The 14,259-nt window shown below is 71.5% G+C and carries 13 protein-coding genes; 6 read left to right on the top strand and 7 right to left on the bottom strand.

Annotated elements, in window-relative coordinates; all coding sequences use genetic code 11:
* Positions 1 to 99 precede the first annotated feature (99 nt).
* Together GEV07_10620 and GEV07_10615 are read right to left on the bottom strand one after the other, a co-directional pair.
* A complete protein-coding gene (locus GEV07_10620; GenBank protein ID MQA03151.1) occupies positions 100 to 1,527 on the bottom strand; it encodes a PrsW family intramembrane metalloprotease in 1,428 nt (475 codons plus the stop codon).
* Between the two features lie 50 nt (positions 1,528 to 1,577).
* On the bottom strand, positions 1,578 to 2,543 hold the full coding sequence (locus tag GEV07_10615) for a protoheme IX farnesyltransferase (GenBank protein ID MQA03150.1): 966 nt from the start codon (positions 2,541 to 2,543) through the stop codon (positions 1,578 to 1,580).
* Positions 2,544 to 2,774: 231 nt separating this feature from the next.
* Between GEV07_10615 and GEV07_10610 the strand changes: the two genes are divergently transcribed.
* From GEV07_10610 to pgl, 6 genes are read left to right on the top strand one after another with little or no spacing between them, the layout of a single operon-like run.
* A complete protein-coding gene (locus GEV07_10610) occupies positions 2,775 to 4,808 on the top strand; it encodes a transketolase (GenBank protein ID MQA03149.1) in 2,034 nt (677 codons plus the stop codon).
* Positions 4,809 to 4,845: 37 nt separating this feature from the next.
* Positions 4,846 to 5,949: a transaldolase gene (gene tal / locus GEV07_10605; protein MQA03148.1), complete on the top strand. Its 1,104-nt coding sequence runs from the start codon at positions 4,846 to 4,848 to the stop codon at positions 5,947 to 5,949.
* Positions 5,949 to 7,553 (top strand): glucose-6-phosphate isomerase, encoded by a 1,605-nt coding sequence (locus GEV07_10600; GenBank protein MQA03147.1) that lies wholly within the window; start codon positions 5,949 to 5,951, stop codon positions 7,551 to 7,553. Before tal ends, GEV07_10600 begins: the two co-directional genes overlap by 1 nt.
* Positions 7,550 to 9,088: a glucose-6-phosphate dehydrogenase gene (locus GEV07_10595; protein ID MQA03146.1), complete on the top strand. Its 1,539-nt coding sequence runs from the start codon at positions 7,550 to 7,552 to the stop codon at positions 9,086 to 9,088. Before GEV07_10600 ends, GEV07_10595 begins: the two co-directional genes overlap by 4 nt.
* 14 nt (positions 9,089 to 9,102) lie before the next feature.
* Entirely contained in the window at positions 9,103 to 10,026 is a 924-nt protein-coding gene (locus tag GEV07_10590; protein MQA03145.1) for a glucose-6-phosphate dehydrogenase assembly protein OpcA, read from the top strand.
* A gap of 3 nt (positions 10,027 to 10,029) precedes the next feature.
* Positions 10,030 to 10,761: a 6-phosphogluconolactonase gene (pgl, locus tag GEV07_10585; protein ID MQA03144.1), complete on the top strand. Its 732-nt coding sequence runs from the start codon at positions 10,030 to 10,032 to the stop codon at positions 10,759 to 10,761.
* 12 nt (positions 10,762 to 10,773) lie between these two features.
* Here pgl and GEV07_10580 read toward each other — a convergent pair whose 3' ends face one another.
* From GEV07_10580 to pgk, 5 genes are all read right to left on the bottom strand, one after another.
* Positions 10,774 to 11,382, bottom strand: a complete 609-nt coding sequence (locus GEV07_10580) for a GNAT family N-acetyltransferase (GenBank protein ID MQA03143.1) — start codon at positions 11,380 to 11,382, stop codon at positions 10,774 to 10,776.
* A gap of 15 nt (positions 11,383 to 11,397) precedes the next feature.
* Complete coding sequence (locus GEV07_10575; protein ID MQA03142.1) at positions 11,398 to 11,742, bottom strand: RNA polymerase-binding protein RbpA; 345 nt, start codon at positions 11,740 to 11,742, stop codon at positions 11,398 to 11,400.
* A 157-nt stretch (positions 11,743 to 11,899) separates the two neighbouring features.
* Positions 11,900 to 12,130 (bottom strand): preprotein translocase subunit SecG, encoded by a 231-nt coding sequence (gene secG, locus GEV07_10570; GenBank protein ID MQA03141.1) that lies wholly within the window; start codon positions 12,128 to 12,130, stop codon positions 11,900 to 11,902.
* Positions 12,131 to 12,279: 149 nt separating this feature from the next.
* Entirely contained in the window at positions 12,280 to 13,068 is a 789-nt protein-coding gene (locus tag GEV07_10565) for a triose-phosphate isomerase (protein MQA03140.1), read from the bottom strand.
* Entirely contained in the window at positions 13,068 to 14,255 is a 1,188-nt protein-coding gene (gene pgk, locus GEV07_10560; protein ID MQA03139.1) for a phosphoglycerate kinase, read from the bottom strand. Before pgk ends, GEV07_10565 begins: the two co-directional genes overlap by 1 nt.
* Between the last annotated feature and the right edge of the window lie 4 nt (positions 14,256 to 14,259).

Genomic DNA, 14,259 nt, shown 5'->3' with positions numbered 1-14,259 from the left:
CGGCGGAGGCATCGGTGGGCGCGGGCCGGCGCCACCCGGCGGTGACCCGCTCAGCGGCCACAACCCGCGAGTAGCGCCCGGGCCTGGTGTGCGCCCGGCCTACGCCGGCGGAGGCATCGGTGGGCGCGGGCCGGCGCCACCTGGGGGTGGTCCGCTCGGTGGTGGCACCGGCATGCCAGGTGGCGGCTGGGGTGGCTGCGGACGCATCCCGCCAGGTGGGGGGTACGCGCCCGGGCCGCCTTGTTGCGGGTACCCGCCTGGCCGGCCGGTCATCGCGGCGCCGGGGTGCGGGCGCTGGCCCGGGCCGGCGACCGGTGGCGGGCCCGGCGGGTGCGGCGGCGGCATGCCCGGGCGCGGCTGCACCGGTTGCGGCGGGCGGCGGTTCGCCGACAGCGGCGGTGGCGGCAGGGTGCCCTCGATCTCGGCGAGGTTCCTCGCGATGCCCTGGTTACCGGGGAACGCCTGCTTCGCCAGCATCAGGATGCGCACCAGCGCCTCGCGCCGGGGGCCGTACTCCGGGCCCGCCGTCCCGCGTGCGGCGTGGTCGTCCAGCATCGCGAGCTCCGTCGCCGCCTGCTGGTAGTCGCGCATCAGGTGCCGCATCTTGCGCCTGGCCTTCATCGTGCTCAGCAGCGCCACCTCGTCCGGCGAGAAGATCCCGGACGGCGCGTACGCCGGCAGGTGGGTGGCGATCTGGCGCAGCACCCGGCGCCGGTCGAAGAACGCGATGAGGATGCAGGCGACGAGGATCGGCAGCATGATCAGCAGGTAGTAGAGGATCAGGCCGATGCCGTAGCCGATCTGGGTCGACCCGTTCCAGAGCGCGTGCAGGATCATCGCGAGGATCACGCCGCCGATCGGCAGCAGCCAGCGCATGGCAGCGTCGCGCTTCAGCGCCGCGAAGCCGAGCGCCACCCCCGTCGCGGCGGTGAACAGCGGGTGCGCGAGCGGCGAGAAGATGCCGCGCATGACGAACGTCGCCACCAGGCTGCCTGCGCCGTCGGCCAGCGCGCTGCCGTAGTAGACGATGTTCTCGCTCATCGCGAAGCCGAGGCCGACCATGCCGGCGTAGACCAGCCCGTCGGTCGGGCCGTCCAGCTCGGTCTTCTTCACGTGCAGGATGAGGAAGATGATCAGGCCCTTGGCCAGCTCCTCGCTGATCGGCGCGGCGATCGTCGCGCCGTAGATCTCGCCGGGCACGACGAGCCCGAAGCCGATCTGGAAGAGCAGCGCGAACACCACGGAGACGGCAGCGCCCCAGGCGAACGCGAGCACCAGGTTCCTGGTCGGCTCCGGCTCGATCCGGTCCAGGCTGAGGACCGCGAAGACCAGCAGTGGCACCGGCAGGATGGCGAACAGCGCGCCGAGCAGGAAACCCCCTGGGCCACCGGCCAACATGCCGTAGCCGAGCGCGACGAGCCCACACACGCCGATGCCCACCCAGCCGAGGACGGCAAGCGTCGGGCGACGTGGCGTGGAACGCCCTTCCAGGGTGTCGCGAACCCAGGTGTTCCTACTCTTGCTCATGACCAGTCAGCGTAACCGTCACCTCGCCGCGACGGGGCGTCGCCACGCAACTACCAGCGGACGACTGCGTCGACGGCGACCGCGAGGAACAGCAGCGCCGCGTACATGTTCGACCAGTGGAACAGCCGCATCGGCTTCAGCAGTGCGACGCTACCTGACGGGTCGTCGGCGGCGTACTTCGTCGCGCGGTGCAGCAGCGCGACGGCCTCCACCAACAGCACCAGGCCGAGTACGGCGGCCGCGGTCACGTAGATCAGCCCGGTGTGCGCCAGCGGCCAGAGCAACAGCGAGCTCGCCACGGTGAGGACGCTGTAGATGAGGATCTTGCGCGCAGTCTCCGGCATCGACGCGACGACGGGCAGCATCGGCACCCCGGCAGCGGCGTAGTCCTCGCGGTACCTGATCGCCAGCGCCCAGGTGTGCGGCGGCGTCCAGAAGAACACCACGAGGAACAGCGCCACCGGCGCCACCGAGAGCCTGCCGGTGATGGCAGTCCACCCGATCAGCGTCGGGAAACACCCGGCGATGCCGCCCCACACGATGTTCGCGGACGTACGGCGCTTCAGCAGCAGCGAGTAACCGAATACGTAGAACAGGTTCGCGCCGAGCGCCAGCCAGGCGGACAGCTGGTTGACGGTCAGCGCCAGCCACACCGTCGACACGATGCCGAGCACGACACCGAAGATCAGCGCCTCGCGCGGGCTCACCGACTCGGTCGGCAGCGGCCGGCGCCTGGTGCGCCGCATGGCCGTGTCGATGTCCCTGTCGATGTAGCAGTTCAACGCGTTCGCACTGCCCGCCGACAGGGTGCCGCCGATCAGCGTCGCGACCACCGGCCACAGCGGCGGCAGGCCGCGTGCCGCGAGGAACATGACCGGCACGGTGGTGATCAGCAGCAGCTCGATGATCCGCGGCTTGGTCAACCCCACGTACGCCCACAGCGTCGCCTTGACCGTGCGGTGGCCGCGCTGCGCGGCAGCCGGCGGCGGCGTGGGACGGCTTGTGACGGCGGTCACGAACGAGCCTCTGCGCGGGCCACGTAAACCTCAAACTACGTAGGCGGCTATCGGAGCGTCACCCATGCTAGTGCGCACGCCACCGGCCCAAGGCGCGGGGCCGAACCAGCCGCCGCCGGGGAGCGGAGCAGCCACCGCGAGCGGCAGAGATAGGCTCGCACGCGGCACACACGTCGAATACCCCGGAGAGGAGTCGTGCAGGTGAGCGCACAGGCCAACGAGGGAACCACGATGGAGTGGTCGGATCTCGACGCGAAGGCCGTCGACGTCGTCCGCGCCCTCGCCATGGACGCGGTCGAAGAGGTGGGCAACGGCCACCCCGGCACGGCGATGAGCCTGGCGCCAGCCGCTTATCTGCTGTACCAACGGCTGCTGCGGCACGACCCGACCGACCCCGACTGGCTGGGCCGCGACCGCTTCGTGCTGTCGTGCGGGCACTCCAGCCTCACCCTCTACCTCCAGCTCTACCTCTCCGGCTACGGCCTGTCGCTGGACGACATCAAGGCCTACCGCAAGTGGAACAGCCTCACCCCCGGCCACCCGGAGTACGGGCACACAGCCGGCGTCGAGACCACGACCGGCCCGCTCGGCCAGGGCATCAGCACGGCCGTCGGCATGGCGATGGGCGCGCGCCGGGTGCGCAGCATGCTCGACCCGGAGGCGCCGGACGGCGAGAGCATCTTCGACCACACCGTCTGGGTGTTCGCCTCCGACGGCGACCTGCAGGAGGGCGTCTCCGCCGAGGCGTCCAGCCTCGCCGGGCACCAGCGGCTGGGCAACCTGGTCGTGCTGTACGACGACAACCACATCTCCATCGACGGTGACACGGCCGTGGCGTTCAGCGAGGACGTCCCCGCCAGGTACGAGGCGTACGGCTGGCACACCCAGGTCGTCGAAGACGTGAACGACGTGCAGGCGCTGCAGCGCGCCCTGGTGGCCGCCAGGGAGACCACCGACAGGCCGTCGCTGATCAACGTCCGCTCGATCATCGCCTGGCCGGCGCCGAACGCGCAGAACACCGGTCCCGCGCACGGCGCCGCGCTCGGCGCCGACGAGGTCGCGGCCACCAAGAAGATCCTCGGCATGGACCCGGACAAGAAATTCGACGTGCCGGACGAGGTGCTCACGCACGCCCGCCAGGTCGTCGACCGGGGCCGCGAGCTGCGCGCCGACTGGGACAAGCGGTACCAATCCTGGCGGGCCGCCAACGTCGAGCGCGCCGCCGAGCTGGACCGGCTGGTCGCACGCCGGCTGCCGGACGGCTGGACGGCGAAGCTGCCCGAGTTCCCCGCGGGCAAGGCGGTCGCCACCAGGAAGGCGTCCGGCGAGGTGATCAACTCGGTCGCCGGCGTGCTGCCCGAGCTGTGGGGCGGCTCCGCCGACCTCACCGGCTCGAACAACACCGACATCAAGGGCGAGGACAGGTTCCTGCCGGACTCCCCCGACGGCCGCAACGTGCACTTCGGCATCCGCGAGCACGCCATGGGCGCGGCGCTGTCCGGCATCGTGCTCGCCGGGCTCACCCGGCCGTACGGCGGCACGTTCCTCACCTTCAGCGACTACATGCGTCCGGCAGTACGGCTCGCCGCGCTGATGAAGCTGCCCGCGATCTACGTGTGGACGCACGACTCGATCGGCCTCGGCGAGGACGGCCCGACGCACCAGCCGATCGAGCACTTCGCGGCGCTGCGCGCCATCCCCGGCCTGGACGTCGTACGGCCGGCGGACGCCAACGAGACGGCCGTCGCCTGGCGCACCGTGCTCGAGCAGCCCGACCGGCCGGCCGGGCTGCTGCTCACCCGGCAGAACCTGCCTGTCGTCGACCGTTCACCCGAGGGTGGCTTCGCGTCCGCCGAGGGGGTCGCCAAGGGCGGCTACGTGCTGGCCGAGGCCGACGGTGGCCTGCCGCAGGTGATCCTGATCGCCACCGGCAGCGAGGTGGAGCTCGCCGTCGCGGCGCGCGAGCAGCTGCAGGCCGAGGGCACCCCGACCCGGGTGGTGTCGATGCCGTGTGTCGAGTGGTTCAACGAGCAGGACCAGGCGTACCGCGACACGGTGTTGCCGCCCGCGGTGTCGGCGCGCGTGTCGGTGGAGGCCGGCGTCGCGCAGGCCTGGCGTGAGTTCGTCGGTTCGACCGGGGAATGTGTGAGCCTGGAACACTACGGCGCGTCGGCCGACTACAAGACGCTGTACGAGCAGTACGGTCTCACCCCGGAACGCGTGGTGGCGGCCGCACATTCGAGCCTGGCGAGGTCGGGGGCCTGACCGCCCAGCTGCCGACCGCGATGGAGGAGGAAGACGAATGAGTGAGATCCTGGCGCGGCTGTCCGCGGAGGGCGTCGCCGTCTGGCTGGACGACATCTCCAGGGAGCGGCTGGTCTCAGGCAACCTGGCCGAGCTGGTGCAGAACAAGCACGTCGTCGGGGTCACGAGCAACCCGACGATCTTCCAGAAGGCGATCGCCGGTTCGGACAAGTACGACGACCAGGTCCGCGACCTCGCCGTCCGACGCCTGGACGTCGGCGAAGCACTGCGGATGATCACCACGTACGACATCCGCTGGGCGTGCGACGTGCTGCGTCCGGTCTACGACTCCACCCAGGGCGTCGACGGCCGGGTCTCCATCGAGGTCGACCCGCGGCTGGCGCGCGACACCGAGGCGACGATCGCCGAGGCGCGCCAGCTGTGGTGGCTGGTCGACCGGCCGAACCTCTTCATAAAGATCCCGGCGACGGTCGAGGGCCTGCCGGCGATCAGCCAGTGCCTCGCCGAGGGCATCAGCGTCAACGTCACGCTGATCTTCTCGCTGGCCAGGTACGCGGAGGTCATCGACGCGTTCCTCGAGGGCATCGAGCGGGCCCGCAAGGTCGGCAGGGACGTCTCGCAGATCGGCTCGGTCGCGTCGTTCTTCGTCAGCCGGGTCGACACCGAGGTGGACAACCGGCTGGAGAAGATCGGCGGCGACGCCGTCTCGCTGAAGGGCAAGGCCGCGGTCGCCAACGCCCAGCTCGCGTACGAGCTCTACGAGCAGAAGTTCGCCAGCGAGCGGTGGCAGGCGCTCGGCGCCGTCGGTGCCCGTCCGCAGCGGCCACTGTGGGCGTCGACGAGCACGAAGGACCCGGCCATGCCCGACACCTTCTACGTGGACGAGCTGATCGCCCCCGGCGTCGTGAACACCATGCCGGAGGCGACCATCCACGCGACGGCCGACCACGGCAACATCGAGGGCGACTCCGTACGGGGCAGCTACGACGCCGCGAAGAAGGTGCTCGAGGACCTGAAGAACGCCGGCATCTCCTACGACGACGTCGTGCGCGTGCTCGAGGACGAGGGCGTGGAGAAGTTCGAGACCTCGTGGAACGACCTGATCGGCGCGGTCAGCAGTGAGCTGCAGAACGACGCCTGATGGGCTCGCCCGCCGCCGGCGCCGTGTCCGTGCACGGCGCCGCGTACTCCGACGTCCTGACCGCGCTCATCCAGGACCAGGTGGCGACCAAGCTCGTCGCCAAGGACGCCACGCTGTGGGGGCCGGCCGCCGAGGCGGAGGCCGCCATCAGGCTCGGCTGGATCGACCTCGCGCACACCTCGCGGCCGCTGCTCGCGGAGATCGACGCACTGCGCGCCGAGCTGCGTGAGGAGGGCCTCGACCACGTCGTGCTGTGCGGCATGGGCGGCTCGTCGCTCGCCCCCGAGGTGATCACGGCGACCGCAGGCGTCGAGCTGACCGTCCTCGACAGCACCGATCCCGGCACCGTACGGCGGGCGCTCGGCGACCGGCTGGAGCGGACCGTCGTGGTGGTGTCGAGCAAGTCGGGCACCACGGTCGAGACGGACAGCCAGCGCCGTGCCTACGCGGAGGCGTTCGCCGCGGCCGGCATCGACGCGCCGAGCAGGTTCGTCGTCGTCACCGACCCCGGTTCCGCGCTGGCCGAGCTCGGCGAGCAGGAGGGCTACCGGAAGGTGTTCCTCGCGGACCCGAACGTCGGCGGCCGCTACAGCGCGCTCACCGCGTTCGGCCTGGTGCCCGCGGGGCTCACCGGGGTGGACGTGTCGCAGCTGCTCGACGACGCCGAGGAGCTGCTGCCGCAGCTGGCCGGTGACACCGCGGAGAACCCCGGCCTGGTGCTCGGTGCCGTGCTCGGCGGCGCGCACGCCGCTGGTCGCGACAAGGTGGTGCTCGGTGCCGGTGACTCCCCCGTCGCCGGGTTCCCTGCGTGGGCGGAGCAGCTGATCGCCGAGTCCACCGGCAAGGACGACCGCGGGCTGCTGCCGGTGGACGTCGGCGCGGTGAGCGGCGACACCCCGGGCTGGACGGACGCCGGCGACGACGCGACGAAGGTCGCGATCGGCGCTGCGGCGGGTGCGGACGTGACGACGGACGGCCCGCTCGGCGCGCAGCTGCTGCTGTGGGAGGCGGCCGTCGCGGTGGCCGGCCGGGTGATCGACATCAACCCGTTCGACCAGCCGAACGTCGAGGAGGCGAAGAAGCAGGCCCGCGCGCTGCTCGACAACCCGACGGCCGGCGACGGGCTGCCGCACGCGTTCACCGAGGGCGCCGTCGAGGTGTACGGCGACCCGGACACGCTGCGCGGCGACCAGACGCTCGCATACCTGTTCGCCTCGCTGCACTACCTGGTGCCCGAGACCGGCTACCTGGCGCTGCAGGCGTACCTCGACCGGGAGGCGGACGCGGCCGCAGAACGCCTGCGCGCAGCGGTCGCCGCCCGCAGCGGCGTGCAGACCACGTTCGGCTGGGGACCGCGGTTCCTGCACTCCACCGGCCAGTACCACAAGGGCGGCCACCAGAACGGCGGCTTCGTCCAGCTCACCGGCGCCGTCGCCGACGACCTCGCCGTGCCCGACCGGCCGTACTCGTTCGGCAGCCTGATCGCCGCGCAGGCGGCCGGCGACCTGGCCGTGCTCCGCCAGAAGGGCCGCCCGGTCGTCCGGCTGCACCTCACCGACCGGGCCGCCGGGCTCCGTCAACTGCTGGAGGCAGCAACCGCATGAGCACCGGGCGACCACCCTGGATCAACCCGCTGCGTGATCCCCGGGACCGCCGGCTGCCCCGGGTCGCGGGCCCGTGCGGCCTGGTGATCTTCGGCGTCACCGGCGACCTGTCCAGGAAGAAGCTGATGCCCGCGGTGTACGACCTCGCGAACCGTGGGCTGCTCCCCCCTGGCTTCGCGCTGGTCGGCTTCGCCCGCAGGGAGTGGAAGCGGCAGGACTTCACCAAGGTCGTGCACGACGCGGTGAAGCAGTACGCGCGTACCCCGTTCAGGGAGGCGGTCTGGCAGCAGCTCGCCGACGGCTGCCGGTTCGTGCCTGGCGAGCTCGGCGACGACCCGTCGTTCGAGCGGCTGCGGGAGACCGTGGACGACCTGGACCGCGAGCGCGGCACCGGCGGCAACCACGCGTTCTACCTGTCCGTGCCGCCCGGCCTGTTCCCCAGGACCATCGAGCAGCTGCAGACCTCGGGGCTCGCGGAGCAGAACGGCACCGGCTGGCGGCGGGTCGTGGTGGAGAAGCCGTTCGGCCACGACCTGGAGTCGGCGCGGGAGCTGAACCGCACCATCGCGCAGGTGTTCCCGCCGGACTCGGTCTTCCGCATCGACCACTACCTCGGCAAGGAGACCGTCCAGAACATCCTGGCGCTGCGGTTCGCCAACACCATGTTCGAGCCGATCTGGAACCGCAACTACGTCGACAACGTGCAGATCACCATGGCCGAGGACATCGGCATCGGTGGCCGGGCCGGGTACTACGACGGGATCGGCGCCGCACGCGACGTGATCCAGAACCACCTGCTGCAGCTGCTCGCCCTGGTGGCGATGGAGGAGCCCGCGTCGTTCGAGGCGCGGGACCTGCGGATGGAGAAGGAGAAGGTGCTCGGCGCGGTCACCCTGCCCGACCGGCTGGACCTGAACACCGCACGCGGCCAGTACATCGCCGGCTGGCAGGGCGGCACGCAGGTGCGCGGGTACCTGCAGGAAGAGGGCATCGGCAAGGACTCCGCGACGGAGACGTACGCGGCGGTGAAGCTCGAGGTCGACACCAGGCGCTGGGCGGGAGTGCCGTTCTACCTGCGTACGGGCAAGCGGCTGCCCCGCCGGGTCACGGAGATCGCGCTCGAGCTGCACCGCGCACCGCACCTGCCGTTCACCGAGACGGCCACCGAGGAGCTCGGCCAGAACGCGATCGTGATCCGGGTGCAGCCGGACGAGGGCATCACCGTCAGGTTCGGCTCCAAGGTGCCTGGCACCGCGATGGAGGTCCGCGACGTGAACATGGACTTCGCGTACGGCGAGTCGTTCACCGAGGCCAGCCCGGAGGCGTACGAGCGGCTGCTGCTCGACGTGCTGCTCGGCGACCCGCCGCTGTTCCCGCGGCACGAGGAGGTCGAGCTGTCGTGGCAGATCCTCGACCCGATCGAGGAGTACTGGGCGAAGCGCGGCAAGCCGGAGCCGTACCCGGCCGGCGGCTGGGGCCCGGAGTCCGCGGTCGCCATGCTGGCCCGCGACGGCCGCACCTGGCGTAGGCCCTGACGGGAGCACGGGACATGCGCATCGACCTCACCGACACCAACAGCTCCGCCATCGCCAGCGCGCTGCTCGACGCCCGCAGGCGCAGCGGCAGCCCGACCGTCGGCATGGTGCTGACCCTCGTCATCGACACCACAGAGGACGACCACGCGGACGCGCTGCGCGCCGCGACCGAGGCCGCGCGGGAGCACCCGTGCCGCATCCTCACGGTGATCCGCCACTCCGGCAGGGACAAGGCACGCCTGGACGCCGAGCTCTCCGTCGGCGGCGAGGCCGGCCTGCTCGAGTCGGTCATCCTGCGGCTGGCCGGCAAGCTCGGCAGGCACGCCGACTCCGTCGTGCTGCCGCTGCTGCTGCCGGACACGCCGGTGGTCGTCTGGTGGCCGGGCAATGCCCCCGCCGACGTCGCGAACACCGTGCTCGGCCAGCTCGCCAAGCGCCGGGTGACCGACGCCGCGGCGGGCGCGCGAAGCACGAAGCTGCTGCCGCAGCGCGCCGAGGAGTACCAGCCGGGCGACACCGACTTCGCCTGGACCCGGCTCACCCCGTGGCGCACACTGCTGGCGTCCGAGCTCGACCAGAACCCGGGCCGTATCCGCAGCGCCACGGTGCACGCGGCGCGCGGGAACCCCAGCGGTGAGCTGCTGGTCACCTGGCTGAGCAAGCAGCTGCGGGTACGCGTCGACCAGGTCGCCTCGCGCGGCCCCGGCATCACCGCCGTGACGCTCGACGTGCCCGGCGGCCAGATCGCCGTGCACCGCCCGGACGGCCGGCTGGCGACGCTGTCGCGTCCCGGCGACCCGGACCGGCAGGTGGCCCTCGCCCGCCGCGAGATCTCCGAGCTGCTGGCCGAGGAGCTGCGCAGGCTCGACCCGGACGAGCCGTACCACGAGACCCTCGCCCACCACGCGAAGCGGCTCGCCAAACAGTCGAAGGGGTGACGCATGCCCGACACGCCGACCGTGACCGTGCACCGGGACGCCGACCTACTCGCCCAGGCGGTCGCCGCGCGGCTGGTGACCCGCATCGTCGACGCGCAGAGCAGCCGCGGGCACGCGTCCGTCGTGCTCACCGGCGGCGGCATCGGCACCGCGTCGCTCGCGGCACTGCGTACCGCGCCGGCCAGGGACGCCATCGACTGGCGGCGGCTGTCGGTGTGGTGGGGTGACGAGCGGTTCCTGCCTGCCGGGCACCCGGAGCGCAACGAGACGGCCGCCCGCGAGGCGCTGCTCGACCACGTCGGCGTCGACCCGTCGCAGGTGCACCCGATGGCGCCGTCCGACGGCCGGTACGGCGACGACCCGGCGGCCGCGGCGGACGCGTACGCCGCCGAGCTCGCGGGCGTGCCCGCGTTCGACGTGCTCATGCTGGGGATCGGCCCGGACGCCCACGTGGCGTCGCTGTTCCCCGGGCAGCCGGCCCTCGACGAGCAGCGGCGCCCGGCCGTGGCCGTGCACGACGCGCCGAAGCCGCCGCCGACCAGGATCTCGCTGACGTTCCCGACCATCGCCACCGCGGCGGAGGTGTGGATCCTCGCCGCCGGCGCGGAGAAGGCGGACGCAGTGCAGCAGGCGCTCGCCGGCGCAGACCCGCACCAGGTCCCCGCCGCCGGCGCCCACGGCACGGCGGCGACGCGGTTCCTGCTCGACCAGACAGCGGCGGCCAAGCTCCGCTGACCGCGGTAGGGGTCAGCGGCGCTTGCGGCGGCGTGGGAGGCGCAGCAGGGGCACCGGGTCGGTCACCAGGCGGGCGAAGAGGACCAGGTCGCGGCGGCCCTCGTCGCCGGAGCGCTTCTGGCGCAGCAGGCCCTCCCTGGTGAAGCCGCACTTGCCCGCCACCGCGAGCGACGCCTTGTTCGCCGGGGACACGTACGCCTCCAGGCGGACGAAGCCGAGGTCCTCGAACGCGTACTTGCACAGCGTCATGACCGCGGTGGTGGCGTACCCGGTGCGGCGGTACGGGCCGTAGGCCGTCCACGAGACCACGCCCACGCCGTCACCGTCGTCGTGCACCTGGCAGGTGCCGACCGGCACCGGGTCGGCCGTACGGACGACGAGGAAGCTGACGATGCTCCTGGAGTCGATGTAGCCCTGGTGCCAGCGCCTGATCGCCTCCTGCATCCGCGACAGCACCGGCGCACCCTTGCTGATCCCGAACCAGCGGGCCATCTCCGTGTCGTACAGCGGCAGGATGGTCGACTCGTCACCGAGCCGCCACGGCCGCAGCGTGACGTCACCGGAGACCAGGGTCGGCTGTGCCGGCTGCCCTTCGCCGCTCGCCAACGCCGGGTCGCTCATGCTGGGTCACATTGGCTAGAACCGCACACCGCTTGCACGAAGCTTGTCGACGGCCTCCTGCAGGATGGCCTTGGCGTCCTCGGGGCTGCGACGCTCCTTCACGTACGCCAGGTGCGTCTTGTACGGCTCAGTGCGCATCGGTGACGGCGGGTTCTCCTTGTCGGTGCCGGCGGGGAACCCGCACCTGACACAGTCCCACGTCTCGGGGAGCTCCACGTCGCTGGCGAACGACGGCATGCTCTCGTGCCCGTTGGCACACCAGTAGGACACTCGAATGCGTGGCGCCTCATCGCCGCGCTCGGCCTCGCCCATGGGGCCGGCACCGATACGGCTGCCACGGATCGCGTTACCACCTGGCACGGACTTCACCCTTCACGTACGCGGTGCGTCATACGCACTCTCGAGTAGAGCAGAACAGAGAATAACCCCGTCGGCGCATCGGCGAGGGCGTTGCGCCCCACAAATCTTCACCGGTCCTCTTCCACCCGGCGCCGCCCGGCGACGCGTCTCCCCCTCGTCAGACCTTGAAGATGACCGCGAGCGCGATCAAGCTGAGGAACCAGACCACGCCCACGCCGATCGTGAACCGGTTCAGGTTCTTCTCCATGACCGTCGAGCTGCTCGCCGCGGAGATGAACCCGCCGCCGAACATGTCGGACAGGCCGCCGCCCTTGCCCTTGTGCAGCAGCACAAGCAAGATCATCAGCGAGCTGGCCACGATCACGATGATCTGGAGCGGCAGTTTCAGCCAATCGACGTCCATCGCTGGACTCTCTCCGTTCGGCAGACGTTGCTGTGCGGTCTGAGCTGGGGCGCATCCCAGGGTACGTGATCGCCCGGGCCGAGCACGAATCCGGTCGCCACACCTCTCCCCCCGGCATGCCGGGCGATAACGGGCTATACCGGGATCTCCGGGTAACGGGCGAGCCTGGCGAAGGTCTCCGGGTCGAGGCTCGCGCCCCCGACCAGGCCACCGTCGATGTCCGCCTTGCCCATGATGGCCTTGATGTTGTCGAGCTTCACCGAACCGCCGTACAGGATCCGCACCTGGTCGGCGACGTCGCCGGAGTAGAGCTCCGCGAGCCGGCTGCGGATCGCCGCGCAGATGTCCTGCGCGTCATCCGGCGAGCAGGCCTTCCCAGTGCCGATCGCCCACACCGGCTCGTACGCGATCACCACGCTCTTCGCCGCCGCGGCGGCGATGCCGGCGAGCGCGCCGTCGACCTGCGCGAGGGTGAACGGCTCGGCCTCGCCGGCCTCCCGCACGTCGAGCTTCTCCCCGACGCACACGATCGGCGTCAGCTCGTGCTTCAGCGCGGCCTTCACCTTGGCGTTGACCAGCTGGTCGTCCTCGCCGTGCTGCTCGCGCCGCTCGGAGTGGCCGACGACCACGTACTGGCACCCAAGCTTCGCCAGCATCGCGCCGGACACCTCGCCGGTGTACGCACCGCTGTCGTGCACGGAGAGGTCCTGCGCCCCGTACTCGAGCAGCAGCTTGTCGCCCATCACGAGGGTCTGCACGCTGCGCAGGTCGGTGAACGGCGGCAGCACCACGATCTCCACCGCGTCGTAGTGCTTCTCGTCCAGCGACCAGGCCAGCTTCTGGACGTGCGCGATGGCCTCGAAGTGGTTGAGGTTCATCTTCCAGTTGCCGGCCATCAGCGGCTTGCGGCCAGTCTTCGCCATCAATCCTCCAGTACGGCGAGACCCGGCAGGGTCTTGCCCTCCAGGTACTCCAGGCTCGCACCGCCACCGGTGGAGATGTGCCCGAACTGGTCGTCGGCGAACCCGAGCTTCCGCACGGCCGCGGCGGAGTCGCCGCCGCCGACCACCGTCAGCCCGTCCACCTCGGTCAGCGCCTGCGCCACGGCCTTCGTACCGAGACTGAACGCGTCGATCTCGAACACGCCCATCGGGCCGTTCCAGAACACCGTGCTCGCGTCCCGCAGCTTGTCGGCGAAGACCTTGCCCGAGTCGGGCCCGATGTCCACGCCCTCCCGGTCGGCGGGGATGCCGTCGGCCGGCACCACCTGCGACGGGGCGCCGGCACGCAGCTCCTCGACCGCGACCACGTCCACCGGCAGCACGACCTCGACGCCCTTGGCCTGCGCGGTGTCCAGGTGCCCGCGCACGGCGTCCACCTGATCGCTCTCCAGCAGGCTCTTGCCGACCTCGTGGCCCTGGGCCTTGAGGAAGGTGTACGCCATCCCGCCGCCGATGATCAGCCGGTCCGCGACCTCGAGCACCCCGGCGATGACGCCGAGCTTGTCGGACACCTTCGCGCCACCGAGCACCACGGCGTACGGCCGCTGCGGGTCGCCGGTGAGCCGCTGCAGCACCTCGACCTCGTCCTTCACGAGCCCACCGGCCGCGTGCGGCAGCAGCCCAGGCACGTCGTACACGCTCGCGTGCTTGCGGTGTACGGCACCGAACCCGTCCCCGACGTAGCAGTCGGCGAGCGCAGCCAGCTTCGCCGCGAACGCGGCCCGCTCGGCGTCATCCTTGCTCGTCTCTGCGGCCTCGAAGCGCAGGTTCTCCAGCAGCGCCACCTGGCCATCGGCCAGCCCGGTCACCGCCTGCTGCGCACCGTCACCCACCACGTCACCGGCGAACGCGACGTCGGTGCCGAGCAGCTCGCCGAGCCGGCTCGCCACCGGGCGCAGCGAGAACTCCGGGCGCACCTCGCCCTTCGGCCGGCCGAGGTGCGCGCAGACCACCACCCGCGCTCCCCGCGCGACCAGCCGCTCGATCGTCGGCACGCTCGCCCGCACCCGGCCGTCGTCGGTGATGCGGTCGCCGTCGAGCGGGACGTTCAGGTCGGACCTGACCAGTACCCGCTTCCCTGCGACGTCGAGATCGTCGATCGTCCTCATCGGC

This window comes from Streptosporangiales bacterium, from assembly GCA_009379825.1.
In the GTDB taxonomy this organism is placed as follows: domain Bacteria; phylum Actinomycetota; class Actinomycetes; order Streptosporangiales; family WHST01; genus WHST01.
Note: the sequence above shows the minus strand (reverse complement) of the source record. Positions and strands in the feature narration are given on the sequence as shown.

Excerpts from the sequence above, each read along its gene's own strand:
- GEV07_10620 (MQA03151.1), bottom strand. The coding sequence starts at position 1,527 with ATGAGCAAGAGTAGGAACACCTGGGTTCGCGACACCCTGGAAGGGCGT.
- GEV07_10590 (MQA03145.1), top strand. The coding sequence starts at position 9,103 with ATGCGCATCGACCTCACCGACACCAACAGCTCCGCCATCGCCAGCGCG.
- pgl (MQA03144.1), top strand. The coding sequence starts at position 10,030 with ATGCCCGACACGCCGACCGTGACCGTGCACCGGGACGCCGACCTACTC.
- GEV07_10565 (MQA03140.1), bottom strand. The coding sequence starts at position 13,068 with ATGGCGAAGACTGGCCGCAAGCCGCTGATGGCCGGCAACTGGAAGATG.
- GEV07_10600 (MQA03147.1), top strand. The coding sequence starts at position 5,949 with ATGGGCTCGCCCGCCGCCGGCGCCGTGTCCGTGCACGGCGCCGCGTAC.
- tal (MQA03148.1), top strand. The coding sequence starts at position 4,846 with ATGAGTGAGATCCTGGCGCGGCTGTCCGCGGAGGGCGTCGCCGTCTGG.
- pgk (MQA03139.1), bottom strand. The coding sequence starts at position 14,255 with ATGAGGACGATCGACGATCTCGACGTCGCAGGGAAGCGGGTACTGGTC.
- GEV07_10580 (MQA03143.1), bottom strand. The coding sequence starts at position 11,382 with ATGAGCGACCCGGCGTTGGCGAGCGGCGAAGGGCAGCCGGCACAGCCG.
- GEV07_10610 (MQA03149.1), top strand. The coding sequence starts at position 2,775 with ATGGAGTGGTCGGATCTCGACGCGAAGGCCGTCGACGTCGTCCGCGCC.
- GEV07_10595 (MQA03146.1), top strand. The coding sequence starts at position 7,550 with ATGAGCACCGGGCGACCACCCTGGATCAACCCGCTGCGTGATCCCCGG.